Source organism: Butyricicoccus sp. AF35-5AC, assembly GCF_003477715.1.
Taxonomy (GTDB): Bacteria; Bacillota; Clostridia; order Oscillospirales; family Butyricicoccaceae; genus Agathobaculum; species Agathobaculum butyriciproducens.
Genome location: NZ_QUDX01000001.1, coordinates 640,658 through 664,745, shown reverse-complemented (window position 1 = coordinate 664,745; position 24,088 = coordinate 640,658). Strand labels below are relative to the sequence as shown.

The following is a 24,088-nucleotide window of genomic DNA, read 5'->3' as shown; positions in this document are numbered from 1 at the left end:
CTAAATGGTTACGACAGCATTTTTCTTAGAAAGAAGAAACGCTGTCAGGCCAATCACAATGCTTAAAACAATCGGGCCAAAGAGGAAAGAGGAGATCGATACGACCTTTGGATCGACTGTTGCGGGATCAAAAGCTACGACCAGTCGCAGCCTCTCCAAGCGGAGAATAGCCAGGACAAAATTTTCTAAAATGGAATACATAAACGGTCCGGTAAGGATTACAAAAATGTTCTTGCAGTATAAAGCGAGGACAAATCCGAAGGTCATTACAAAAAGGCTGACTATGCCCCTCCAAAGGGATAGGGCAACTGCATATAACAGCGGGGCCTTTATAAATGCGTTTTCAAATATATGGCTAAACGGATTTTCAACGAAAGGAACCACTGGCGGTTTCACATAGATGGCAAACACCGCCGATAGTATATAGGGAATCACAATAATACAAAGAGTTCCCAGCGCATATGCAATCCATTTGGCAGTCAGGTACTTCTTAATTTTCATTCGCGGCATGACATAGAGCAGGAAGTTATTTTTGCGCTCATAATACAAATTCCAGCATAGCGGCACCACAACAAACAGCGGATAAAGCAGAGAAAACAGTTCTGTTCCAACTTCCCATGCCTCTAAATCGTAGTGTAGTGTATAGTTTTGATAAATTGTGCAGGACAACACACTCATGGCGATTGCCAGAAGAACTGTTGTCAATAGCACCGGCAGAAAAACTTTTTTCCACTCATTTCTCACAAGGCCTATCATATTCATTCATCCCTTTCTTTGTTTTTTCCAGTATATCGAACTCTTTCAGGCGCTTCAATAGGCCGGAAACAAGAGAGGGTTTTAAGGGAACAAGATAAATTTCGTTCCCTTAAAACCCTCGTTCATACCCTTTTCTCATGGCATGAGTATGCCAAAGACAACATAATTTTCATTCAAAATGGATTCATTGCGGGTCAGGATTTTCCCATGATACTGTTCCGTCATGCGTAGGATGTTATACAGACCAAAGCCGTGGCCGTCACGATTCGTCTTTGTTGTTACGCCTTTTCCAAACAAGGCCATAAATTCAGTATTTGACAGCGGCGGAGCCGGATTGGAAACTGTCAACTCCAGAAAACCCTCCTGTTTCTTGCTGGATAAAAAAATTGTACTTCCTTTCGGTGAAGCCTCGATTGCATTATCCAATAAAATTCCAATGACCTCGATCCATTCTGTTTCCGGGGTGACGGTTTTCTTGAAAAGACCGTGTAAGGATAATTCTATGTGAAGATTTGCCGCTTCTGCCTGCTTTATTTTTCCAAACAGCATCCCGGCAATCATTTTGCTGTCGCATGAGAGCAGTTCCCGATCATTAAGACTGATTCCAATACTTCCTGTAAGACCTGCTACTTCTTTCCGGGCTTCTTCTAAAGTATCAGCAGAGGCAACGGCAGCTTCAATCGCCATCATCCGGTTATTAAATTCATGCTGCCTTGCCCTAACCTGTGAGATCAATTCTTCTACAATAGGCACATACTGCTCAATCATGTGGATTCGCTTTTGCTCCTGCGTCCGACGCTGATGTAGGAACAGCAATATACTGTCCAGCAGCAACACCGCAAGGATCAGAATTATAATCACCCACAGATGGGAAAGAATTCTATCCACATCAAAAGAGAGGATAGAAAGCACTGCCATGAGAAGGACAGCGATATTGGCAGATACGATCAGAACTGTGAAATCGCTTCTTTGGACGAGCTGATGGATCAAGCCGAAAAGTGGCGTGAACTCCAGTACAACTATAAGGCACAACGCCGCTATACGGCTGCCCAACAGGAGTAAAATATCCGTAGCTCCGCAGACAGCAAAAAGAACCGCGCACAGGCATTTGACGAACAGGAAAATGGAGAAGGCCGCCATTGTGCCGCAGAAAACCGTTCCGCTGGATTTGGAGCCGAAGAAAATACTGCTCAACAACAATACTGCAAAAATCAAAAACAGCAATCCAACAATATTGTCTGCTGGTAGTATTTCAAAGCCTTCACTGCGGAAAGATGCCGTCATATTTGCTCCGACAGAAAAATCCACTCTCGGTACAACACAAAGAACAAGAAGAATGGGAAAAATGAAAAAATCTTTTGCCTTTATTTCTGATTTTTGCCGGAAAACGGCTTCACAGCAGAGAGCCAGTATTCCCACATCCAATCCTAACTGTATCAGATTCATTAGAAAGTTCATGTTTACCCCCATAATTCGGCCTGATATTTATTTCCGATGGGGATTGTATCTGTAAATCCTTTCAGAAAAATCTTTCGCTCGGATTTGTCAATTTTCTCAATATGGGATTTGTTCACGACATAACTCTTATGGCACTGAACAAATGCTGGATCATCAAGCAACGCCAATAAACCAGACAAAGTGTACCCGGAAATCGTATCTTCTTTGATGCCGGACTGACGGCTACTGGTATGGATCACAAGTTTTTTTCCAAAGGCTTCGATATAGACAATATCCTGTGTAACATATTCTAAGATAAATTGCTTTTGCTCAATCTGAATGGTTTTTGCTTGTTGGCTCATCTGTTTAGACAATCCCAACGCGTCACGAAATGCCGCCGCAAATTCTTCTTCGTCAAATGGCTTTACAAGAAAACTGTAACACTTCACATCTCGATAAGCTGAAAGTTCTTCTCCTGCCAATGCCGTTTCAAAAATAATCGGCGTATATTTATATTCCGGCAATTCGCGGAGCTGCTTTGCTAAGCTGGTTCCTTTATAGTCCTCTAACTGAATATCAAGGATAAAAAGGGAAACATCGTTCGCTTTTGCATATTGCAGGGCATCGCCTGCTTCGGAAAAAGAAACCACGTCCAATTCAGCGAATATTTTATTGATATATCGGATTATCCTTTTTACTGCATCTGGATTATCCTCTACTAATAATATTTTACTCATTATGATGGTTCTCCACTATTATCTTTGAATTATACAAATCAATTATATTATAATCTTTTTCACCCAAAGGTACAAGCAGCAAAGAGAGCGAAATCAGATAGTCAGGCAAATGAAATTATACATTGTTCAAATAATAACACCCGAAATGTAAAATTACATTAGGTGGTGATGCTATGAAAATTGAACGGGACGAACGCAGATTTAACTTTCACGGGATCGGCCTTGCCATTAAGCGGGCAAGAGAAGCCAGCGGAATGACGCAGGAGCAATTAGGATACATTGTTGACCGCGATCCGCGTACCTTTCTTCATGTAGTATAACTGAACACATTACCAAAATTACAATATTTAGAACTGCAGAAACAATCAATTCCAAGCCATACGCACAGATTTCCCATTGCTCATTTGATACAATAATCCGCTTCTTTTGGAGATAGTTACAATAAGAATCGACAAATTTCTTCATAAAAATACTCTATTCTCTCTTATTTACTTTACTATACCTGATACCCACTATTATATCGACCTCTTGAAGTATTTCAATGTCCTTGCAGAGTTTAGTCATGTTTTTGCAGTAATTAGTTGAAAAGATAGTATAACTATTATAAAATAATAGTATTAGTCGCTTCTAATTGGTATCCATACTACTTAGAATAATAGTATCGCTATACCTGAGGTGATTATAAATGACAGGTCTTGGAGAAATTATTCAAGTCAAACGTAAAGAGTTAGGGTTGACGCAAGAACGTCTTGCTGAAAAAAATCGGGAAAACCGCTGGATACATCGGCCAAATTGAACGCGGGCTCAGTTATCCATCTTATCCGGTTTTATTACAGTTGATTGAAACATTAGAGCGTTGATGTACAATCTCTATTCTGCACATCAACGCTCGAAGAAAGTGAAAAACTGAAGCAAGAATACGCACAACTCTATTCCAAGCTCTCAAAGAAACAGCAACAATTAGCCCTTGGAATGTTAAAACTGATTTCAAGATGTGATTTTTAACAGGAGTATTTATGCGAATTGCAATTTGTGATGATGAAGAGCAAGAACGACTCAACATTAAAGCATTAGTCAAGCGATATGCCCCCGAATTATCTATTGTCCTTTTTCCCTCAGCAGACGAACTGCTGGCAGCAGCGAAGACGACATTTTTCCCATTGATTTTTCTGGATATTGAAATGGATGATACAAATGGCTTTGATGCTGCAGAAGAACTTATGTCGGGGAGCTCACAGCCGCTTATTGTTTTTGTAACCAAGAGCACCGAATATACGATTCGTGGTTATGACGTGGCTTTTCATTATCTTGTAAAACCTCTTAATGAGGAAAAGTTCTATGAGGTTCTCAAGCGCGCTTTGCGTCTGATCATTCCGCAGTATTTTTCATTCTCCTCGAATGGCGAACTGTATCGTATCCCTGTACAAGAAATTCTGTATTTCGAGTCCCGTAATTATATGCTTTTCATTCATACACAGCAGCAGATTTATAAAACTCGATTGAGCTTAAAAGAGGTTGAACCACAATTATCATCTGCAAATTTTCTTCGTATTCATGCCAGTTTCCTAATCAATCTGCATCATGTAGTTCGCATAACAAAAGACGATGTAGAAATGCAGAACCATCAACTGATCAAAATCAGCAGAAACCGAAAGAAAGAGGTCATTGCAGCTTTTACAAAGTTTGCGAGGGAAAACATATGACTTTGCTAATTGAAGCCCTCAGTGGTGTATTAGACACCTTTCTACTCTATCTTTTTGCATCTGGATTTTACTCAAAATATCGCAGCGCTAAATACAAAGGACATTTATACTTACTTGTGGGTATTTTTATTATCGTGATGAGCTGTATTCATATGCCGGGCATACTTCGTATCGTGCTGAGCTGGAGCATTATCAGTGTATCAACATATACGATTTTTGAATCCACTGTTCGCAAGGCACTTTTAACTTCAACAGCATTTATAACCCTCAGTGTGTTGGTTGACGTAATATGTGAATATCCTTTTTATCTCTCCGGCATTTCACGAACGGTTATCCTCGGACAGGGGTTAGCACGCTGCATATTTATCATCTTTGCAAAGCTGATAAACTTGCTGCTCATTCTTTTTATTGTCACACTGTTCGGCAAAAAAGGTTTACTTGATATTCCATTCAAAGAATTACTCCCACTCACGACCTGCCAGCTCGTCAGTGTATTTATCTGCATCGTATCATTGGAATTGGTCGGAACCGTATCGCACTTTCTTTTAATATTATTAACACTTTCTATTGCCGGAATTTTGTACATCAACATTGTATTCTTCGTATATATGCGATCTATTCGTACAAATTACGAAAACGAGCAGCAGCGGCGTTTGGCTGAACAGCAACTCGAAACTCAGCTGTCTTATTACGAACAGATGAAATCTGCTAACGAGCAAACGCGAAGCCTGTGGCATGATATAAAAAAGCAATTAACTGCTGTTACTGCATTAGTCAAGGACAGTGATGTATCACAAGCAGAGTTATATCTCGAAACCATTACCAAATCATTTAATTCGCTTAGCAAAATCGTTGATGTAGACCATCCGGTTATTAACGCAATTTTGAATGATGCACTGGGAAAATCCTCGCTTGCCGGTATTACTTTAAAAATCGACGTTTTTGTTTCCCCTCAGCTTGCCCTGTCCCCGCTGGTTTTAAGTGTTATTCTCGGAAATACATTGGATAACGCAATTCGCGCGTGCAGCGGTGTATCTGCCGATACGCCTAAAATCGTAAGTTTAACTTTAAGACAAAAGGACAGTATTCTGTATTACCGCATTTCCAATCCCTATGACCCAGAATTTTCTTCTAAGAAACGCGAGGGTATTCATGGTTATGGGCTGAAAAACGTCAGTTCCACAGTAGAACAAATCGGCGGCACAATGCAAATCAATCAAGAGAATAATCAATATACTGTAGAGATTATTTTGAATTTGTAAAATCATGGATGACAGTTTTAAAAGCTGTCGTCCTTTCTTTGTGCATTTTACTGCACCAGACCTACCAAACTCTGCAATCTTATTGTGTATTTTACCGTATGTTGTATAATACTAATACACCAAATGAAGGGAATGAACCCGATGCAGTAAGTCCAGCTAGATGCTATCGCTGGCGTTGATGGAATTGGCACGCAACAAATGAACGATGCGGGTACCGTTATATTAGATACACGATGGTTGGTTATCGGAAATTACGGTATCATTTATGATTTGAAGCTATCCGGTTGTAATGGTCGAAAAATTCAATTTTCTAAGGCTACAAACAACGCTGGCACCATTATGACACGAGTAAACAACGGAACATGGTATGCTAAAGCACTGCCATTTACATACGATGCGTCTACCACTTCTTTATTACAAATTATTTTAATCGGCGGAAATTCCGGTGATTTATCAATGAAAATTCTATAATTTTACAAGAAACGATACTGAATCAGGTATCGTTTCTTGTGCTATCTATAGTTCTTGTTTACTATCAATAAATCAATAGGATGTGATAAATATTATTATCAAGAAATTATTATGTATTCCACTCATAGCTGTATTGTTGAACACTGCATTTGCTATTAAACCTACATGGGATGAAATACCTGAAAATCAACATCTGTTCGGACTAGGCGAATATGTTGCACAGCTGGATGAAAAGGCACAAGAACTCCACCTATACACTAATAATCAAGGAATTTTAACAGAATTTAAGATTATTGAACACATTGCAGAATTGCCTGATTACACGACGCTCAATCATACTTCATATTTTATTCTTCCGAAAGATGGTAAATACTCCATCTTCAGCCAAGATTTCTCACAACTTACTCCTTACAAATATAACAGTGTGCAATTTTATGGAGATTTTGCCATTGGTGTCTTTGCTCCTGATGATGCTTCTCCTGTTGACCTGTCAGCTCAGACTTCCGAATTGATTGATTTAAAAAGACAACAAGTCATTACCTCTGTAAAAGGACATACCATTAATGTGTCCGAAGATGATCATTACTTTTTCGCTGAGAATACAATTTATGATGCTACCGGTAATTCGATATTTCAAACCGATATTGCTGAAATTATATCTGCTACAACGAATCAAGCACAAGATAATATACTGTGGATTGGATGCAATAACACTCAATATGCCATATACCATAATAGTACTTGTGTAAGCAAACAGTATGATGACATTGAACCGTATTACATAGGGAAAACGCAGTTATTCACTGCACAAGCTAACGGCACAGCTACACTTCTTGATACAAGCGGTCGTGAAATCACGCAAGGTGCGGATTCTATCACACTTCTATCTTCCGACCTTGCAGCCGTCCAAAAGAATAATAGCATTTCCTATTGGAATCATAGTGGACATATAAGAACTTTTGATCAATATAGCTCTATAATTTCATTGGCAGGAAGCCATGCAGATTTATTTGATCGTGTCCTTGTACAAACAAAAAACGGCAAATGGGGCATAATGAAGCAAGATGGAATATTATTAGTCCCACCCACATTCGATAGCATTAAAAATGCTGTACAAAGTAATTCTATTTTTCAACTTTCAAAAGAAAATACAATTCAAATAAGGAATCTAGATACCAATACACTAATACCTATTCCTTCCAACGAGGAGTTATATGTAGCAAACGCATTTAACAATAATCTCCAAGATGAAATTGCTTGTGTGTCAAATCTTCAAAACGGTTTACGCATTGCAACTTTATATAACCAATCCGGTACATTATTCAAAAATAACATTCGCACAGCATTTATAGTAAACGGCGAAATACGGTATATACAGGTTTCAGACACATCAATCAATGCATATACAGAATCACTCATCGATGGTAATGGAACAATTTTGTTTACGGCTCCAACTGGACAGATGATTACTCAAGTTACACCAGCCATCATTTGCACTACAACTGCCGGTGTTGAAACGACCAATATCGAACATTCTTTCCTCTGTACCGATTTCACTTCTGCAACGCCAAATTTTTCTTCCAGGGAATTTCATCTGGCAAATATCATTAATACGCCTATTACTATTTATGCGTCTGTTCTTCTAATAATATCCGTAATTATCGGATATGTAATAATAAAATACTTTATATCCAACAAACATCATTGACCTAGCAAAATATTGATGAATCAAACGGGAAAACAGAGGGTGTTTTACTACCCTCCGTTTTCTTGTTTTTGTATTGAAACGCTTACCCGCCAATCTTCTAATTCACATCCACCAGTTTCAGCGCAAGTTCAAACTGCGAAATTTGCGTCATTTTCATAACATTATCCAGTATTCTACTGTCACAGTTACCATTACAGTATCGCTATGCCTGTTCAACACTATGCTTTTAAGCTGGCTGACTATATATGTAAGCATGGAATCATTGCTAACATAGTAAGATAGTCCTTTAGGTTGCCGTCGGCTATAATATGAAAAAGATAATCAAGAAATCCATAACACGCAACGAATAATAATCAATATACCGTAGCGATTATTTTAAAAATGTAAAACAACAGACAACAGCTTTCCAAAACGCCATTCGTCATCTGTGCATTTTACTGCAAAAATCATACTGAACTCTGCATTTTCAGTACAAATTCCACTTTTAATGGTATAATGCAAATATGAAATAAACAATTTATATACTCGATTATCTTTCACAATAACTGTAAAGCATTTTATAGTCTTACCCTCTATATTTGTGATAAATTATAATAGCTATTGCAGGAGAAAAGTAATGAAAAAGAACCTTTCCATTTCATGTATTCTATTAGCTGTAGTAACTATATTCAGTCTGTATTTTTATCAAGAGCGCGAAACCAAAAGTTTACCTGCTTCCATTGAACCATACACCGAAACCGCAGTAATCTTATCAGATTATATCGATTTTGAAAAAAGCATTTATATCGGTCACAAATCCGACCATGAGATATTATATAAAAATTACACTGATAACTATATCAGGTCGGTTGACTTAAATACCCAAGAGCAACAGGAACTTATTAAATTGGACACGCAAACAAACGGCACCATGACAACCTTTGATTATAAGGATAATTGGTTTGTCTGGTCCGAGAGCCAAGACGCCGAACTGCGTGTAGGAAGTTCTATTGGTGAAAATTGGGCTGTATACGCGGCTGACCTGCGTACAGGAGAAATCATATTCGTAGACGGCGAAAACGATTTCTTCCCTAAAACACGGAATTTTGACCCGCACCCGTGGTCGCTTTCGGTAAATGGCAGCTTTGTTGTTTACGCCAGCTATACAGCTAATGAAGATGGTATTTACCCTGCAATAAAAATTTATGATTTGAACAATCATAAATTGGAAATTGCAGATACAGCAGATTCCATGCAAACCACTTTTGGTTCACCGTCTGTGAATGACAAAAATGTTGTTTATCTAAAATATGATTCTAATGGCAGTTCCCTTTGGACATATGACATAGAAAAACATAAACGTATGTGTATCGAGCCGCCCGAACCGTTGCAGGAAATATGCATCACAAACTCTTTTATCGTAGGCGTTTCGGAGTGGCAGCCGCAAAAATCAGAATCGTTATACTGTTATGACTTCGCTCATAAGAAATGGTCAAAACAGATAGACGCCACCACGAAATTATATCCAAACAATATTGACAGCACCTTAGAATTTGCTGAACTGCAATCTTCAAACGATTTTATAACATGGCGTCCGATTACTGGAAATGCACTTTATGTGTGGGATATAACAACCAATAAAGTATTGGATTTGTCCGAAAATGTTTCTGGGTTAATTGATTATGTATTATATCCTTTTGATGAAGATTATCTGGTTTGGTGTGAAACAAATACACAAACGCAAGAAACTAAGTATCCATGTATAAAAATATCAAGTGAATCATAAAATTTTTGCGCTCGCCACCGCGAGAATAGAAGGCTCGTCTCAGAATCGAAACATTCTGCGACGAGCCTTTTTCCTCTTCGGTATTCGATTTTCACACTTCGTTACTTGCTACTTTTCCCCGTACAAACGCATACATCACCCGACGATTTTCCAATTCCCATCCACCAATTTCAGCACAAGCTCAAACTGCGAAATCTGCGTCATTTGTGTAACGCTGTCCAGATATTCCACCGCCACAGTTGCCGTTACGGTATCGCCGTTCTTATTCAGCACCGTGCTTTTAAGCTGGCTGAACGTATAGTCCGTGCACTTTACCGGCGGCATGGAATCCTCGCTGACATAGTAAGACAGCTCTTTTTCCGTAGCCGTCGGATACAGCGTGAAAAAGGTAATCAGGAAATCCGTAATATCCTCGCTTTCCACCGCAGAAACCGTTCCGTCGGGTTCTGTGTCTTTTGGCATATATGCAGATTTTGCAGGCTTTCCGGTGATCGTCGGCGCTTGCGTAATAACCATATCTCCGTTTTCGTCCTTGTGAACCGCTGTTTTGTACACGCTGGATACAGTGTCTTTTTTCTTGCCGTCCGAAATCGTCTGCGCCACTGTGAACACGACTGCAAAATCGTTTTCACCGCCGCTCTGCTCCACAGACCAAATCTGCACGTCCTGCACGGACGAAGAAACCGCAACGTCACTTTTCACGGTGTCAGTCGTTAAACGCTGCAGGTCCTCGGTCAGATAGCTGGTCAGCGCATCGGTACGCTGTGCCACAGAATCCTTATTACTGCTCCACGAATAGTACGTTTTCGCAAAGTTCCGCACAAACGCTTCTACACCGCTGGTATCCTCCACACGGCGCTCAACAATCTCCTTTTCGTGAACGGTATGTGTATCAATCGCAGTAAAGTTCTTATACACTGCAAACACAAATCCGCAGATGAACAGCAGCCACAGCACAATCACCGCAGGCTTGCGGCTGTTCGCCGTGTAAACGCGCAGTTTCTTTGGTTTCTGCTGTTTTTCTGTCTTTTTCTGAAACATAATTCGTTCTCCTTTGTCTTATTTCTGTGCAACCACAGCGCCGCCCCAGCCCCAACCGCCGAAGCCATAGTAGGCCGTCCAGCCCTCTACGGTATCAATGACAGTGCCGCCGATGTTGGAAATAATCTGGCCCTTGCCAATGTAAATGCCGACATGACCCGCATTTCGTCCGCAGGTGTCGTTCGTTCGGGACTGGTACACCGCCGGGTCATTATAAACCATCGCGCCGAGAGGAATATTCTTGCTGGACTTTCCGACCGTATACAGCGCACGATTTTTGCCCGCACAACAATGCCGGTCGATGGATACACCCGCTTTTCGATAAACTTCTTCCGCCCATGCTTCACAATATCCGCCAGCAGCCGAAATACCGTACTTTTCTGAATTTCGTGCCACCTCGACAATGCGATTCTGTGCGTCCGTTCCGAGTGCGTCACCGCCGGTCTGCGTCAGATATTGCTTTACCAGCTTGACATAGAACATATTGCCGTAGTTATACCGCCAGCCGCCGTTGATCGGCGTGGAAATCTCATTTTTATAGGTGACTTTCACGCCGCCGGAGTGCTGTCGGGAAAACTCCTGTGCCAGTTCAAAGGTATACCGTTTTCCGTTTTTCGCAACGAAATCCAGAAATCCGCTGCCGTAATTGTACGCTTGAATTACAGCGTCCATATCACAGCCGAGTTTGTCCGCCTTTGTCACCAATTCGGCGAAATACTTGCATCCCTGCTTGATACTGTCCTCCGTGCCGAGGGAGTTCACCGGCAGTCCGGCAGATTCAGACGACTGCATAACGTCCTCCAGCTTGCCCTCGCTTTCCACCTGAATAATAGCAAGCAGAACATAAACATAATCGCTGATACCGTTTTGCCGCGCATACTTCTCAACCATGGATTGATGCGCGAGCACTTCCGCTGAGAGGTTCACGCCGATGTACAAACCCGAGCCACTTCCGTCGCTATCCTCATCCGAAGCGATAATCAGAAACATCGACAGAAGTAAAGCAATCAGCAGTCCGAAGCCCAGGGCACCTGCCATTGCCGCCTTTTTCATCACTTGCGCTCACCTCGGCTCTCCGAACGCCGCTGTTTGCGCGTGATTTTTCCGGTTTTCCGTTGTTTGAACTCCGCACCAAAGGTTTCTTCGTCCAGTCCTTTCGGCATTGTATATCGTGTTTTCGGCTTGTCCGGCACCATCGGACGTTCTGCCGGACGGTCCGGCTTGTGGTCTGCAACCACAGTCTGCGGCTTATCCTTGACCGTCGGACGATCTTCCCGCTGTCTGGGTGTCGGTTCAATCCGTTCCGACCGAGGTCGATTCTGCTGTGCAGACGGCTTTTCCGGTTCGGTTTTCTGCTGTTTGGGGACAGTTGGGCGCTCCTTTGGTGCAACACGAGTGCTTTCCGTTCTGGGCTTCTCCGTATTACCCTCATTGCGTTCTCTTTTTCGCTGAGATAACTGCTCACGGTGGCTTGCAGTGGTAGTTCTACGAGATTCCATCTGTGCAGCACGCGCTTCTCGACGTTTCTGCATGGTTTCCCGCACACTTTCCCGTGCAAATTCCACATTGCTGCGGACAGCATATTCCGCATTAGTCGGTGCGTCCTTGACCTTTTGCACGGTTTCTGCCGCCTTATCTCGCACACGAGATGGCGTATCTGCAATCTTGCCTACCGTTTCGCCTATCCGCTGACCGAAATTCTTCTTCTCCGGCTGAACGGTTTCACGGCTTGAATTTTCGTGATTCGCCGAAGGCACCGAAGTCCTCCTGGTGCTCTGCGCGGCACGGCGCTGTGCAGAGCGCTTTCCTACTCCAACACCCGCCGCAAATGGCAGTGCCTTTCTCACAGCACGAGAGATCGTCCGGCGCGGCCGGTTTGTCATAGCTCGACCGACACGACCCGTGCCCTCATCACGCAGACCGATCATGCCGAGCAGCTTGTCGCGCTCCATATACACGCCCGCGAACACAATTACCTGCAGCAACACGACCACCACGAACGGTTTTCCGTTAGCAATCGTGTATGCCAGCGAGGACAGCACCAGCACAAACGTGGTCAGCAGCGTTGTACCGACGCGCAGCATAATTGTATTGAACAGCGAAATCACCGCTCTCCTGCTCGTACCGGAAAACGCCGGAATCATGCTGATCAGCAGGCTCACCGGCAGGAACATCGCGCTGATGATAAACAAAATCTGTGACAGGAGCATACTTCCTGCCAGCATAATCGCAAACGCCGACACAATCAGGTTGAAAATCAGGAAGAACACAGACAGACCGAACCGACTTGTCACCTCGGTTACGGTCAGATTGCCGTTATCGTAATCTTCCAGTTCCGACTTTACGGCTTCTTCCCTGTCTTTGCCGCGATTCTCGTCCGGCGAAGTGCCGAGCAGACTGTTTACTCGTTCTTCTCCGATATTCTCCACATCTGAATCGCCAAACTGCATGATAAGCCACGGCTGTTTCACTTGGATACCGAACAGGCAATCCCGAATCGCAGAAACACCGGTGTTCTCGCCTGCCGTGTCCGGCGCAAGAATTTTCGCGCTCACATCGATAATACCGTTGCTGATGTCGCTCGAAAACTCGTTGACACCGCTAATTGCCGACGGCGCATAGGCAATCAGTCCGACCGACACTACGAACACTACCACAAAATTCAGCGCTGCATGAAACGCCTTTGTGGTTTCGCGTTTGATTAAACCAGCATAAGTGCAGTACACGCCGACAAGCAGCGTAACAATCGCCATCACGCCAGGAAACAGACCCGTGCCGTCAAATCCGCTGGCTGACACACCCGCAATCAACTGAATATTTTTGCCAATCTCGCTTGCTGCACTGCTGATAAAATCCAAATCGTATGCCTGCTGAATCAGGTATCCTACGGCATTTGAAATGTACAAATTCAGCGTCCACAGGAAGTTCGTAAACAGGTAAATTGCGTACTGCGCTGTTTTCCCGATACCGTCCAGCCAGTTCCACGGCAGCCAATCCCACGAGGAATCAACATAAAAATCAAGCTGGTAGTTATCAATCGGATAACGGCTGAACTCGTGCGCCGTATCAATGGTTTCGTCCAGCAGACCGGCGGCGTGCGCCTGCACGGTGAACAAATTGAGAAAAAGAAAAGCCATCACAACCGCGATAAAGGCTGTAATGGCAATTTTCTGAACTTTTGAAGTATTTGTCACACGTTACACCTCATTCCCTGTAACCGGCGGGCGAGTATCAAACGCATGAAACAGGTAATCGAACATGACATGGAACTTAATCACGCCGACACGACCGTAAAGGTCTTGGAAAAGACACTGACCGTTTTCCAGATTGCGAAGCCGCTTCTGATTGTTTTCATCCTCGGAATCCAGACCGAAAAATTCAAGCGTTTTCTTGATTTCGTTCATATCCGTAGAGCGGAACGCAAACTTCATGCCGATATTGTTCTTGATATTCTCGTCTGCCACATCACCGGCGTTCTGGGTGACAAAGTAAACGGCAGCGTTCATCGAACGACCGGCGCGAACCAGCTTGTTTGCCAGCGTTTTGCCCTGTGCCACATTGAGGAACGCCCATGCTTCATCAAGACCGACCATCTTGAAGATACTTCTGTCCGAATGGATAAAGTCCAGCGCAAAGGTGGAAATGACGATCAGCATGGAGATAGACAGCATTTCAATGGTGGTGTAGTCCGCAGGCGCGGTATCCTTATCCGGCAGAACAAGATCGGCAACCTGAATGATATTCAGCTGCTTTTCAAGGCTGATGGTCTGCCGTACCTTGCCATTTGAGAACAGCAGGTGCGCAAAGTCATAGTCGGTAAACGATTCAATGTGATCGGCAATCGCAAGCGCGGTTTCCGAGCCATCCTCCCGCAGCGCGTCAATGACACGGAGCAGACCGCGCGTTTCGCTGTTCGTGACGGCACGAACAGCACGGCGCAGGACAGGGAACAGCTTGCCGTCACGCGAGGAAATGCCCGTAAGGAAAGTGAGTACATCCAGCGCAAGACTTTCTGCGTCCTTAGTTTTCCGCATAATGATATATGGGTCAAGCATACCCTTGTTTTCCTCGTCCGAGGTCAGATTTACAATGTTGATCTCGTCCGCGATCTCCGGCAGCTTCTCTTTCCAAAGACCGCGTTCAGATTTCGGGTCAAGGATAAGAGCCTGTGCGCCGTTCAGAACAGCGTAGTAAGTAAGCAGGTTGAACGACAGCGATTTACCGCCGCCCAGAGAGCCGAGGAACGCACCGGACAGCGCATTGGTAACAGAACCCTTAACGCCTTGTGCCGCTCTTGCAGGCTGCACATACACATTCTGGTCGGTGTCGACATTGTAGCCGAGGTAGATACCGTCACGCTCACCGAGCATTTGCGTTGCGCCGAATCCCAAACCGGCGAGAAAATCACTGGTGACATACTGCACATAGTCATTCATGTACCGCTTACTTGCCGGAATAAATTCGCTGTGCAGTCCCATCATATCACCGATCGGCCGAACCAGCTTGATACTTGCGTCATCGTAGAAATCGCGCACTTGGTTACAGCGGCGTTTGAGTTCTTCCACGTCCGGCGCGGTAACGCGCACAACATAGGACAGCTTGTACATGGATTCTTTGCTCTGGTCAAGAACACTTTCGAGTTCATCTACGCTGTCCAGCGCTTCTGCCACCTGATTGGTGGTTTCCGAGTTATTTTCCCACGCATGATTATCGAGGTCTTTCAGCTCTTTTTTCTTGTTGCGAACCGTATGTAATGCAGCTTTATTCGTGATAATCTCTACATTCATTGAGGTATCAATCGCAAAGTCAAACTGCTGTTCCTGATAGTAGAAAATCTCACTGGATGGGAAATCCAGTTCACCGACCACATCCGAAATCGTAAAGTACGCAACGTAGCTTTCCGAATCCTCGGACTTCATGTGTAAATACCGCTGTTTTTCCTCAATCAGACAACGGGCAGGCTTGATAAGATCGTACTTTTTAACCAGTGTATCACGCTTGCGTTTTTTAAGCGGCAGCGTAAACTCAAAATCTTCATAGGCCGTGCCGGTCCTGCCGTAGATATGCTCCAGCAGATAGCCGAAGTCATTCTTATTTAGCCGACGCACCTTAAAACGACGCGACAGCTTATTTTCCATCAACTTTTCCATGCGGATATATCGACGAATTTCATCGTTCGGCATGGAAACAAAATCACCCATGAACGAATGACCAATAGCATTTGCCGCGTCATGCAGCAGGTTCTTTGCGGTCTTTCCCATTTCCTTGACAGAGAGTTCTTTATCCGTCACGACCAGCTTAAAGCCGAGAAAGAAGCGGTAATCGACCTGTGTATCACCGAGAGAAGCAACGAGATTTTCCGTCTGCTCGTCAATCTCGGCGCAAGCGATCTCTTTCAGCCGTCCGGTCACGCTTTTCTTGGAACGCTCCTGTGCGGCGCAGATACTGCTTTCCGTACTGATCTGCAAAGCGTGAATCTTGCCGTCACGATTCTGTGCGATAAGCTGCCGGAAAGCATCATGCACCGCGTCCTTCTGTTCCAGCGAGAGAAACGAATAGTTGAACGGAATCAATTCGTAATAGGCAAAACACTCGCCCTCAGTGTTCCAAACGAGGTTATTTTCGATATATTTAATGGGGTACGGCACGGATAATCTCACTCCTCACTACGGTAATATCCGCGTTCTCGCGGTGCTTTTTCAGCCGGACAGACTTTCCGGCAAAGGTGACTTTCGAGCGCAGCGCATAGGCAATCACCGAGCGCATGAAACTGTACGGTTTCTTGCCGTCAAAGGTCTTTTTGCTCATAAACCACGTCACACCGAACGGAATACAGCACAAAATCAGCGGATTATGAATAAGCACCAGCGGCGGCACTTTACGGAACACGAATACCAGCACGCCGCTTGCCGCCAGCCAGAGCAGCTGGGTCACGGTGACAGGTGTCGGCAGTTTTGCGTCACCGAACGAGTATATTACCTGTTCGACTTTCCATACACTGCTGTAACTTCTTAGTTTTTTCACATTATAAATTCCTTTCGCTTTCTACATTATATAAAGGGTATAGGGGGAGAGGAACGAGTTCCAGCCGCAGGCGTCTTTCCTCTCCCCCTGCACGGTTGATGTATAACTCCCTGTCGGCAGTTACACACAGCCGTGCTTCACCCCCTCACCATTCTCGCAGCGGCCCTCCTTTTAGAGAACAGGATTCTGGTTCGTTACGAAATGTTCATACAGATTGCGTACATTTCCGTACTCCATGAGCAGCGTTTCAATATTTTTCTGCACACTTTCCGGCAATTCATCTACCATCTGACACAGGCAGTTCAGTTCTTCGATCATCATATCTTCGTCAATCTCGAACGGCAGCTCATAGTCACGGATAACATAATCCGGCTCCTGATCGGTCACGCCAATACGTTCTTCCAGCTCGTCATAGTAGATGGGCGGCGTGAACCACACACCGGGCTGCTCAATTTCGCGGCTCTTATGCCGCTTTTCGATGTAAACTCGCATCTCTAACATCATTTTCACCTCACCAGTTCAAATACGCCGTCTTTGGTTTCCACAAAATCGCCCTCCATCGAGAGGTCGCGCCCGTACTGCACACTGTCAAAATACCGACGCAGCGTTTCATCTGAAATCAAACCATCATCTAACATCTGTTCCGCTACATCGGCTGTTGTGTCACAGCCGCTCCACAGGATAATATCGTCCGCGTGTTCGCAGAAATCCTCCACGCCGCTGTAATAACTGAGCAGCGAACCCATGTTATCCCGAATGTAGTCCGGCAGGTCCTCCACCATTTCGCACAGGCGGTTGATCTCCTCGATAGGCGTATATTCCCCGATCGCAAACGGCAGTTCAAAATCGTGGATGGCGTACTCCTCATACTGGTCGTTCAGCCCGATACGCTCTCTCACTTCGTCCATGTCGATAGGCGGTTCAAACCACGCGCCAACGAGTTCGCCCTCGTTATATTTGCCGAGATTGGCAATATAAACGCGCATTTCTTCCATAATTTCACCTCATTCCATAAGAAAAGGCTGACTTTTCAGCCAGCCTTACGCACCGAGAATCTGATTGAATAGACTCAGCAGAACATCCTTCACGCCTGCCGCGTTGAACACCAGACCAACCGACAGCATGGCCACCACGAGAAAACCAATCAGCTTGGTAAACTCGCGCTTGAACCCGAGATACAGGCCAATCACCACGATAGCCACCAACACCAGCGGCTGGGCGTTCGACAGCAGCCAGTTATACAGATTTACGCCAAAATTCATAAGTTTTCCTCCGTTTTAATCATTTCATTAACCGTTCTCATCTTCTGCTGAATGATTTTGCGGTGCTTGTCCCGCAGTTCCGTGTTGTCCAGAATATCTTTCACATGGGACGTTCCACACTTTTCATCAATCAGCATGAGCATTTTCGCCGTCGGCGCGACCTGATGAGAAAACCAGTTCAGCGTCCGTTCCAGCGTGTATGGTTCGGGTGCAGTCGTCAGTTTGAGCGTATTCCGGTGCTTGCCGATAAAGGTTTCCCACACGGGGTTCAGCGGCCATTCCTCACGCGATGTGCCGCTCTCCTTATCCACAAAACGCACATAGCGGTTGATAATACCGAACGCCGTTTGTTCCGGATTCTCGTTTGACACGAGATCGTACACGGCGTTGTCCGCCCGCTCATTTTTCAGCCGGATTTCAAAGCGGTTCTGAATGTCCGCCTGTTCGAGCGGCGTACCGTTTTTCACCAGTTGCTCATACGCTTTCTCGTAAAGGCAAAAGTACAAATCGGACTGCATCGAGCCGATGTACAGCGTTGCGCCCATGTGGGCGCTGTCCTGCTCCTGCCGACTTACCAGCCCGCCCGAGCGAAACGCCCGAAAACTGCGGAACACCGAAACGCATTCCTCCTTGCGGCATTTGCTGATGAGAAGCGGAATATCCAGCATACCCACCAGATCATTTACTGCGAGGTCTACCCGTTTGAACACCGCCCTTTCTTTCATGCACTTGCGGAAAAATTCGTACCAAGTCCGCTTTTGTCCGTCCAGATACGCTTCAAACTGCCGACAGCCTTTGCCGCGCAGTTCGAGCAGCACGCCCATTTCTTCCAACGGTGAGGTCAGCACCATCACGTCACCAATCCGGTAAGTGCTCGTGTAGCCGTACATTCCACGCGGCTCCTGCACCAGATATTTCATTTTCAGCCGAAGTACATCTTCAATGATGTGCTTCACATCCATTGTTGGAAAGCGGATACGCACATAGTCGAACAGCAGTGTCAGCGGCTCAGGATGCAGCCGAATGAGCGCGTCTTTCAGCCGCTTGCGTACCTTTTGCGATACGGATTGGTTTTCCTGCTCCAACCGGCGGTAATATTCCGGTGTCAGTCCGGCTTCAAGAGCCATATCCTGTTCGGATATGCCAATTTGCATCCGTTTTGCCCGAAACTCCATTATCCAAGTCTTATTTTGCAATTTTACCTCCGTTTCTGATTGATTTTGTTCAAAGTTTTGCGCAGTTTGCCTATCTTGTCCGATTTGTACCCCCCTGTTAGATACAGGGGGTTCCGACGTTTGGGCGCGGCTAACGCCGCGCCCAATGCACCGTTCCGTGCCGTCGGCTTTCGCGCTGCACGCCGCCGCACGGACGGCGCGAGGGCATAGAAAAACGCGCAGAGTTCTTTCCTCTGCGCGTTTTGCGTGTACATATTTAATTTCAAAAAAGCAGCGCCATATAATCCTGACGCCCATCAAGTACACGGGTAACTTCTACATATTCGTTGCCCACAACACGATAGAACACAATCTGCTTTGCTACTACTAAAAACCGAATGTCCGTATCTACCGCATAGCGACTGCACAATTCTGTGCCCATAAACGGATTATCCTCTAACAGCATAATCGCGTCATACACCCGACGAGTTAATTTTGCTGCTGCTGACGGATTGTTAAGCTGCTCCCTAATATATCGTTCCGTTGCCCGCATATCTTCAACAGCAGTTTTCTTAAATTTAATTCTCATTCAGCAATACCCAACATAGCCCGGGCCTGCTCGGCAGAATAGCTTTCGGTGCAATCATCGCCCTTTTTCAGTTCTTTCACCAACCGTGCCAGAGCCTTTGCCTTAACAATTTCCGCATTATCTCCTGTCACTGCAAAGGGGAAACCGCCTGCATTTAATGACTGCTGAAAAAACACATTGATTGCGTCCGTGAGTGTCAACCCCGTTTTTGCATAAATCTGCTCCAATTCTTCACGAATTTCAGGATTCATGCGAATACGGAACATATCTGTTTTTGCAGAAGAAATAACATTATCCATCTTGCAGACCTCCTTTTCAAATTTAGTATAACACATCGTATTCTATGCGTCAATTATATAGCTACATTGTTGCTACATAATTATTTTGCACACCTCCCAATCTCCTGCAAAAAGTCGTACCCTTTCGGCACGATCGGAGTATAAAACTCCGTAATCACCCCCTTTCCGGTATCGGCATAACCTCTGCCCTTGATATTCTTGAAAAAGAACTCCTTTTTCGTTTCGCCAAACATCATGCTGTATCCGAGTTCGGACATTCTGCCAAGCGCGACACGGAAATTAAACTGGTCGCGGATACCGTCACCGAGATATTTAGCATCCGGGCGCTGACAGGCGAGAATCAGGAAGAATCCCGCCTGCCGTCCCAGCATGACAATCTGCCGCAGCTTGTTGAGCACATCTTCGCGCTCCCTGCTGGTTAGCATTTCCATAAACGCAACGTACTCGTCAAATACGAGAAAATGCGTTGAAAGTCCGAGATACGCATAGTTTTCGCCAGTTTTGTAACCCTCCATGCGTTTCATATCTGCACTGCGTTCGTGCATAGCCGTGCAGAAATCGGTGATACACTGCACGATCTCCTCTTTGCGGCTGCACACGTTCGGCAGGACAGTAGACAAATCCGCTAAATCCGCGTTTTTCGGGTCGAGAATGTACAACACCGCACTGGTTTTCAGCAATGCCCGAATCAGCGTCAGGATAAAATACGTTTTGCCGCCGCCTGTGCCGCCCGCAATCAGCATATGCGGCAGGCTGTCAAACTCCCAATAGGTGTTCTGCATAAGCCGCATTTTGCCGTGCTCCACGCACACCTCGGAGATGGGGATACGGTTAGAGATCATGTCATACAGCAGCGTGTACTCCACAAATCCGTCCAACAGTTCTCTGCTGACCAGTTCACAATACAGGCCGCTTTCCAGCTTGTTTTCCAAGTGCAGCAGCGGTTCTTGAAACTTTCCGAGCGTAATTTCTGCCGTGATATGCAAAAGCCCGTTTTCCATGCGGTAATACATTCGCGGAAAACGGGCAATCTTCGGTTTTGAACTTGCAGGCAGGTCCTTAAAAAATCCCTCGGACTGTTTGGTGTCGCTCTGCTCATACCACTGATTTTCCAGCACCATGCACGCCAGCTTTTGCCGATGGCGCATTTCATTCAGCTTGTCCGGAAACCGGCGGTACAGCAGCCACGCCGTCACGGTACACACTTTCCCGCCCATCGCCGCGCTGAACAGCAGGTAAGCCACGGACGGACTGCGCCAGTCTGTGCGGATATTCAGCAGTACAAATGCCACGGCAAACACCGCGAACAGCAGGAAAAACACCGTTCGGAACACCAAATCTTTATCGCTCGGGCGAATCCGCCTGCCGCGATTTCTACACAGCCTGTGCATTACGGTTTCTTATCCGCCGGAACATCCTTGTGCGGCTGGCTGTTCTGTGCGGGCGTTTTGAGCACCAGATCGTCCGCCTTGATGTACCAGTCTACTTCTGCGCTGTTGCCGAACGTCACATGGGCGATAGCGCCGAACATCGGATTGACCAGCTTCACTTCTGCGTTGTACGCAAAATCGCGCACCGGAACGCTCGCCGGAACACTGACCTGAATCATACGGCCCTGCTTGTCGCTTTTCAGATCGTAGGTGCGCTCCTTGACCTCCTCGGACGGCGTGCCGTCTGCGTTCTCCTCGAACACCTCGCGGCGCATTGCCGAAAAACGCAGCGTGCCGAGCGTTGCTTCATTTTCACCGAAAAAACCATTGCTGAATCGCATAAATCGTACCGTCCTTTCTCGTTTACGCCTTTTCCATATCTTCCGCGTGCAGAATGTAGTCCACGAACGCGCGGCCGTTGATAACGTAGCCCTCAGCCGTCACCGACGGATTCTTGAGCTTGACCGGCTCCATGTATGCGAACTGCTTCTGGCCTGCCGCACCGTCGATCACGACCTCAATATCATCCGCACGCTGCACATCGCTGAACAGCTTGTAGCGGCGGTACAGCACCTTGGTCTGGGTGCCGTTGCGGCGGGTGTCGCCGCGCTTCACCTCGGCCGGACCGCCAAATTCCAGATTGCCGAGCGATTTTGCCATGTTCGGGATAACAAATTTCAATTCCATAAAATTACCTCCAAATTTTAATTCATTACTTCCGCGATACCCGCCATCACATATTCTGCACACGGCAGGGCAATCGAGTTACCAAGTGCGCGATAACGGGCATGATCGCTGATTTCTTCATTCTTGCAGCCGTATTTTGTCCAGTTTTCAGGCAGACCCATCAACCGCTCACATTCCAGCGGTGTCAGCACACGCAGGAATCCGTCTTGTTCCTCACCCTCGTACCAAAACGAAAACGGCGCCGTTACACTCGCAAGCAGAGTTGGGAACGGTTCTCCTCCTCGTCCAAAGCTGGCGCAGAACCCTTTCTGATCTCCGACCTGTGCCATAGTTCGCATCCGCCGGAGGGAAAACGGTCTGACAATGGGTACCTGCCGCCCTGTTTGAGCAGCAGGTACTCCACCTCTTTGGGTGGCGGACAACCCGCCCGGACCGCTAATCGTAGAAAACGGGAGCACAGTCCGGGGCTTAAATAATACTTCTCCGGCACGCTGGCCTGCAAAATCCGCCACGACGAACACGCGCTTGCGCCGCTGTGCGAGGGCGGGTTCTCCCCAATACTGGGCGTCCAGCAGTCGCCAAGCGGTATCAGCGCATCCCCCTCGCACCATTCCGGCGTGTGCCCATCCACGAGGAGGCACTGAAACCTCGGCACCTGTGAACGCACTGAGCATGGCTGCAAAATCCAGCCTGTCATTTGAAGAAAACGCTCCCGCAACGTTTTCCCAAATACAGAAAGCTGGATACCGACCATTGGTTGCATATCTCATCTCCTCGATAATTCGCATGGCCTGATAGAACAGGCTGGATTTTTTGCCTGCGAAACCATTTCTCGTGCCAATCTGCGACAAGTCCTGACAGGGCGAACCGAATGTGATCACATCGACCGGCGGTATCTCTGCACCGCTGATCTTCGTAATGTCGCCCAAGTGCAGCATATCCGGGAAATGTCGTCTGGTAATGGAGATCGGGCGTGCTTCGATCTCGCTCGCCCACACAGGTTCCATGCCGCAGTGCATCGCCGCCAGCGGAAACACGCCGATTCCAACAAACAGACTGCCGAGTTTAAGTACGGTCACGCGCGTACCTCGTGCGGCCCATCGTGCCGCGGATACGGCAGTTGCCGGTACGGATTTTCTTGCCGCGCACACGGGCAAGGCAGTCACAATGCTCGTCCGGGTCCAAGTGTGCGCCGCAGTGCGGACAGGTGTTGTAGTACATGAGTATCCCTCCTGCTATTACATGAATTGTCATACTATCTGTACGCTGAACGGCGGCGGTCTGGCAAACAAACAATAGATTTTATATTGAGTAAGCATGATCTTCTCCTTTTTCGGGTAATGAAAAAGCCGTCCTTCTTTGAGAACGGCTTTCGCTTTACCAGTTTTTGGCGTAATATGGTTTGTATTTTAGGAAACAGCTTGTCCTGCTTTATTTTTGTCATTTTACGGTAATTTTGTTGTTCTTGTCACACCGCAGCATGAAAAGGCTTGTACAAATTCCCCTCAAAAGTTGTTCTTATCCCATCGTACCAGAGCAAAAAGCCAGAACAACTTACGACAACCTTCTCCGCCTGATCGACGACCCGGATGTTCGTGAGCCGCTCAAATTCCTGCGGGAACGGGAAGTCGTGCATTTCCAGCGGTTTGGAGATGCGCTGCGCGTTGTGCAGGATAATCTGGATGCCAAGAATTACTACGCCTACAATCCGTCCATCGACATCCGGCCCAAAGAGAAATAACGCATTTGCAAGGAGATGGTCC

Annotated in this window: 26 protein-coding genes and 1 pseudogene; 7 read left to right on the top strand and 20 right to left on the bottom strand. The window is 45.9% G+C overall.

The genetic code is table 11. The features are described from left to right. The 3 genes from DWZ82_RS03135 to DWZ82_RS03125 form a co-directional block, all read right to left on the bottom strand. Positions 1–762, bottom strand: coding sequence for a hypothetical protein (locus DWZ82_RS03135; protein WP_243022868.1), 762 nt, complete (start codon positions 760–762; stop codon positions 1–3). A 129-nt stretch (positions 763–891) separates the two neighbouring features. Then, positions 892–2,214 carry a sensor histidine kinase gene (locus tag DWZ82_RS03130; protein ID WP_243022867.1) on the bottom strand — a complete coding sequence of 441 codons (1,323 nt, stop codon included), beginning with the start codon at positions 2,212–2,214 and terminating at the stop codon, positions 892–894. Between the two features lie 2 nt (positions 2,215–2,216). Beyond that, a complete protein-coding gene (locus tag DWZ82_RS03125; protein ID WP_118478662.1) occupies positions 2,217–2,930 on the bottom strand; it encodes a LytR/AlgR family response regulator transcription factor in 714 nt (237 codons plus the stop codon). Between the two features lie 173 nt (positions 2,931–3,103). Between DWZ82_RS03125 and DWZ82_RS03120 the strand changes: the two genes are divergently transcribed. Continuing rightward, on the top strand, positions 3,104–3,250 hold the full coding sequence (locus DWZ82_RS03120; RefSeq protein ID WP_442861215.1) for a hypothetical protein: 147 nt from the start codon (positions 3,104–3,106) through the stop codon (positions 3,248–3,250). A 46-nt stretch (positions 3,251–3,296) separates the two neighbouring features. Here the strand turns inward: DWZ82_RS03120 and DWZ82_RS15960 are convergent. Continuing rightward, positions 3,297–3,395, bottom strand: a pseudogene (locus tag DWZ82_RS15960) (hypothetical protein); the annotation flags it as partial. 551 nt (positions 3,396–3,946) lie between these two features. Between DWZ82_RS15960 and DWZ82_RS03110 the strand changes: the two are divergent. The 5 genes from DWZ82_RS03110 (at position 3,947) to DWZ82_RS03095 (ending at position 9,839) form a co-directional block, all read left to right on the top strand. Beyond that, on the top strand, positions 3,947–4,633 hold the full coding sequence (locus tag DWZ82_RS03110; protein ID WP_118478658.1) for a LytR/AlgR family response regulator transcription factor: 687 nt from the start codon (positions 3,947–3,949) through the stop codon (positions 4,631–4,633). Beyond that, a complete protein-coding gene (locus tag DWZ82_RS03105; RefSeq protein WP_118478656.1) occupies positions 4,630–5,895 on the top strand; it encodes a sensor histidine kinase in 1,266 nt (421 codons plus the stop codon). The genes DWZ82_RS03110 and DWZ82_RS03105 overlap by 4 nt, the downstream gene beginning before the upstream one ends. 198 nt (positions 5,896–6,093) lie before the next feature. Then, on the top strand, positions 6,094–6,366 hold the full coding sequence (locus tag DWZ82_RS14955; protein ID WP_147356901.1) for a hypothetical protein: 273 nt from the start codon (positions 6,094–6,096) through the stop codon (positions 6,364–6,366). Positions 6,367–6,448: 82 nt separating this feature from the next. Beyond that, positions 6,449–8,074: a hypothetical protein gene (locus tag DWZ82_RS03100; protein WP_147356900.1), complete on the top strand. Its 1,626-nt coding sequence runs from the start codon at positions 6,449–6,451 to the stop codon at positions 8,072–8,074. A 616-nt stretch (positions 8,075–8,690) separates the two neighbouring features. After that, positions 8,691–9,839 (top strand): hypothetical protein, encoded by a 1,149-nt coding sequence (locus tag DWZ82_RS03095; protein ID WP_118478652.1) that lies wholly within the window; start codon positions 8,691–8,693, stop codon positions 9,837–9,839. Positions 9,840–9,974: 135 nt separating this feature from the next. Here DWZ82_RS03095 and DWZ82_RS03090 read toward each other — a convergent pair whose 3' ends face one another. From DWZ82_RS03090 to DWZ82_RS15060, 16 genes are all read right to left on the bottom strand, one after another. Further along, complete coding sequence (locus DWZ82_RS03090) at positions 9,975–10,880, bottom strand: conjugal transfer protein (protein ID WP_118478650.1); 906 nt, start codon at positions 10,878–10,880, stop codon at positions 9,975–9,977. Positions 10,881–10,898: 18 nt separating this feature from the next. Then, positions 10,899–11,933, bottom strand: coding sequence for a lysozyme family protein (locus DWZ82_RS15955; protein ID WP_199667363.1), 1,035 nt, complete (start codon positions 11,931–11,933; stop codon positions 10,899–10,901). Then, a complete protein-coding gene (locus DWZ82_RS03080; protein WP_118478648.1) occupies positions 11,933–14,074 on the bottom strand; it encodes a CD3337/EF1877 family mobilome membrane protein in 2,142 nt (713 codons plus the stop codon). Before DWZ82_RS03080 ends, DWZ82_RS15955 begins: the two co-directional genes overlap by 1 nt. A gap of 3 nt (positions 14,075–14,077) precedes the next feature. Then, entirely contained in the window at positions 14,078–16,528 is a 2,451-nt protein-coding gene (locus DWZ82_RS03075; RefSeq protein ID WP_118478646.1) for an ATP-binding protein, read from the bottom strand. Further along, positions 16,512–16,904 carry a conjugal transfer protein gene (locus DWZ82_RS03070; protein ID WP_118478644.1) on the bottom strand — a complete coding sequence of 131 codons (393 nt, stop codon included), beginning with the start codon at positions 16,902–16,904 and terminating at the stop codon, positions 16,512–16,514. The genes DWZ82_RS03075 and DWZ82_RS03070 overlap by 17 nt, the downstream gene beginning before the upstream one ends. A gap of 171 nt (positions 16,905–17,075) precedes the next feature. Continuing rightward, a complete protein-coding gene (locus DWZ82_RS03065) occupies positions 17,076–17,405 on the bottom strand; it encodes an antirestriction protein ArdA (protein ID WP_158575064.1) in 330 nt (109 codons plus the stop codon). Positions 17,406–17,410: 5 nt separating this feature from the next. Further along, positions 17,411–17,902 carry an antirestriction protein ArdA gene (locus tag DWZ82_RS03060; protein ID WP_442861214.1) on the bottom strand — a complete coding sequence of 164 codons (492 nt, stop codon included), beginning with the start codon at positions 17,900–17,902 and terminating at the stop codon, positions 17,411–17,413. A gap of 42 nt (positions 17,903–17,944) precedes the next feature. After that, complete coding sequence (locus DWZ82_RS03055; RefSeq protein ID WP_117491625.1) at positions 17,945–18,166, bottom strand: hypothetical protein; 222 nt, start codon at positions 18,164–18,166, stop codon at positions 17,945–17,947. Further along, positions 18,163–19,320: a replication initiation factor domain-containing protein gene (locus DWZ82_RS03050; RefSeq protein WP_243022866.1), complete on the bottom strand. Its 1,158-nt coding sequence runs from the start codon at positions 19,318–19,320 to the stop codon at positions 18,163–18,165. Before DWZ82_RS03050 ends, DWZ82_RS03055 begins: the two co-directional genes overlap by 4 nt. A 283-nt stretch (positions 19,321–19,603) precedes the next feature. Beyond that, the gene (locus tag DWZ82_RS03045; RefSeq protein ID WP_110437266.1) at positions 19,604–19,909 is read right to left on the bottom strand and encodes a type II toxin-antitoxin system RelE/ParE family toxin; all 306 of its coding nucleotides are present in this window, start codon (positions 19,907–19,909) and stop codon (positions 19,604–19,606) included. Continuing rightward, on the bottom strand, positions 19,906–20,208 hold the full coding sequence (locus DWZ82_RS03040; RefSeq protein ID WP_110437267.1) for a type II toxin-antitoxin system RelB/DinJ family antitoxin: 303 nt from the start codon (positions 20,206–20,208) through the stop codon (positions 19,906–19,908). The genes DWZ82_RS03045 and DWZ82_RS03040 overlap by 4 nt, the downstream gene beginning before the upstream one ends. An 80-nt stretch (positions 20,209–20,288) precedes the next feature. Then, complete coding sequence (locus DWZ82_RS03035; protein WP_118478638.1) at positions 20,289–21,599, bottom strand: FtsK/SpoIIIE domain-containing protein; 1,311 nt, start codon at positions 21,597–21,599, stop codon at positions 20,289–20,291. Further along, positions 21,599–21,979: a YdcP family protein gene (locus DWZ82_RS03030; RefSeq protein WP_118478636.1), complete on the bottom strand. Its 381-nt coding sequence runs from the start codon at positions 21,977–21,979 to the stop codon at positions 21,599–21,601. The genes DWZ82_RS03035 and DWZ82_RS03030 overlap by 1 nt, the downstream gene beginning before the upstream one ends. Before the next feature lie 22 nt (positions 21,980–22,001). Then, complete coding sequence (locus DWZ82_RS03025; RefSeq protein ID WP_116704820.1) at positions 22,002–22,325, bottom strand: YdcP family protein; 324 nt, start codon at positions 22,323–22,325, stop codon at positions 22,002–22,004. A gap of 17 nt (positions 22,326–22,342) precedes the next feature. Further along, positions 22,343–23,404, bottom strand: coding sequence for a DNA cytosine methyltransferase (locus DWZ82_RS03020; RefSeq protein WP_118478634.1), 1,062 nt, complete (start codon positions 23,402–23,404; stop codon positions 22,343–22,345). Beyond that, the gene (locus DWZ82_RS15060) at positions 23,391–23,546 is read right to left on the bottom strand and encodes a hypothetical protein (protein WP_158575063.1); all 156 of its coding nucleotides are present in this window, start codon (positions 23,544–23,546) and stop codon (positions 23,391–23,393) included. Before DWZ82_RS15060 ends, DWZ82_RS03020 begins: the two co-directional genes overlap by 14 nt. A 259-nt stretch (positions 23,547–23,805) precedes the next feature. On the opposite strand from DWZ82_RS15060, the gene DWZ82_RS03015 reads away from it, so the two are divergent. Then, positions 23,806–24,066 carry a manganese catalase family protein gene (locus DWZ82_RS03015; protein WP_367399550.1) on the top strand — a complete coding sequence of 87 codons (261 nt, stop codon included), beginning with the start codon at positions 23,806–23,808 and terminating at the stop codon, positions 24,064–24,066. Positions 24,067–24,088 lie beyond the last annotated feature (22 nt).

Bases quoted from the DNA above. Each gene is read 5' to 3' on its own strand.
- DWZ82_RS03135 (WP_243022868.1), bottom strand. From the start codon at position 762: ATGAATATGATAGGCCTTGTGAGAAATGAGTGGAAAAAAGTTTTTCTG.
- DWZ82_RS03130 (WP_243022867.1), bottom strand. From the start codon at position 2,214: ATGAACTTTCTAATGAATCTGATACAGTTAGGATTGGATGTGGGAATA.
- DWZ82_RS03125 (WP_118478662.1), bottom strand. From the start codon at position 2,930: ATGAGTAAAATATTATTAGTAGAGGATAATCCAGATGCAGTAAAAAGG.
- DWZ82_RS03120 (WP_442861215.1), top strand. From the start codon at position 3,104: ATGAAAATTGAACGGGACGAACGCAGATTTAACTTTCACGGGATCGGC.
- DWZ82_RS03110 (WP_118478658.1), top strand. From the start codon at position 3,947: ATGCGAATTGCAATTTGTGATGATGAAGAGCAAGAACGACTCAACATT.
- DWZ82_RS03105 (WP_118478656.1), top strand. From the start codon at position 4,630: ATGACTTTGCTAATTGAAGCCCTCAGTGGTGTATTAGACACCTTTCTA.
- DWZ82_RS14955 (WP_147356901.1), top strand. From the start codon at position 6,094: ATGAACGATGCGGGTACCGTTATATTAGATACACGATGGTTGGTTATC.
- DWZ82_RS03095 (WP_118478652.1), top strand. From the start codon at position 8,691: ATGAAAAAGAACCTTTCCATTTCATGTATTCTATTAGCTGTAGTAACT.
- DWZ82_RS03090 (WP_118478650.1), bottom strand. From the start codon at position 10,880: ATGTTTCAGAAAAAGACAGAAAAACAGCAGAAACCAAAGAAACTGCGC.
- DWZ82_RS15955 (WP_199667363.1), bottom strand. From the start codon at position 11,933: ATGAAAAAGGCGGCAATGGCAGGTGCCCTGGGCTTCGGACTGCTGATT.
- DWZ82_RS03065 (WP_158575064.1), bottom strand. From the start codon at position 17,405: ATGTTAGAGATGCGAGTTTACATCGAAAAGCGGCATAAGAGCCGCGAA.
- DWZ82_RS03055 (WP_117491625.1), bottom strand. From the start codon at position 18,166: ATGAATTTTGGCGTAAATCTGTATAACTGGCTGCTGTCGAACGCCCAG.
- DWZ82_RS03050 (WP_243022866.1), bottom strand. From the start codon at position 19,320: ATGCAAATTGGCATATCCGAACAGGATATGGCTCTTGAAGCCGGACTG.
- DWZ82_RS03045 (WP_110437266.1), bottom strand. From the start codon at position 19,909: ATGAGAATTAAATTTAAGAAAACTGCTGTTGAAGATATGCGGGCAACG.
- DWZ82_RS03040 (WP_110437267.1), bottom strand. From the start codon at position 20,208: ATGGATAATGTTATTTCTTCTGCAAAAACAGATATGTTCCGTATTCGC.
- DWZ82_RS03035 (WP_118478638.1), bottom strand. From the start codon at position 21,599: ATGCACAGGCTGTGTAGAAATCGCGGCAGGCGGATTCGCCCGAGCGAT.
- DWZ82_RS03030 (WP_118478636.1), bottom strand. From the start codon at position 21,979: ATGCGATTCAGCAATGGTTTTTTCGGTGAAAATGAAGCAACGCTCGGC.
- DWZ82_RS03025 (WP_116704820.1), bottom strand. From the start codon at position 22,325: ATGGAATTGAAATTTGTTATCCCGAACATGGCAAAATCGCTCGGCAAT.
- DWZ82_RS15060 (WP_158575063.1), bottom strand. From the start codon at position 23,546: ATGTACTACAACACCTGTCCGCACTGCGGCGCACACTTGGACCCGGAC.
- DWZ82_RS03015 (WP_367399550.1), top strand. From the start codon at position 23,806: ATGAAAAGGCTTGTACAAATTCCCCTCAAAAGTTGTTCTTATCCCATC.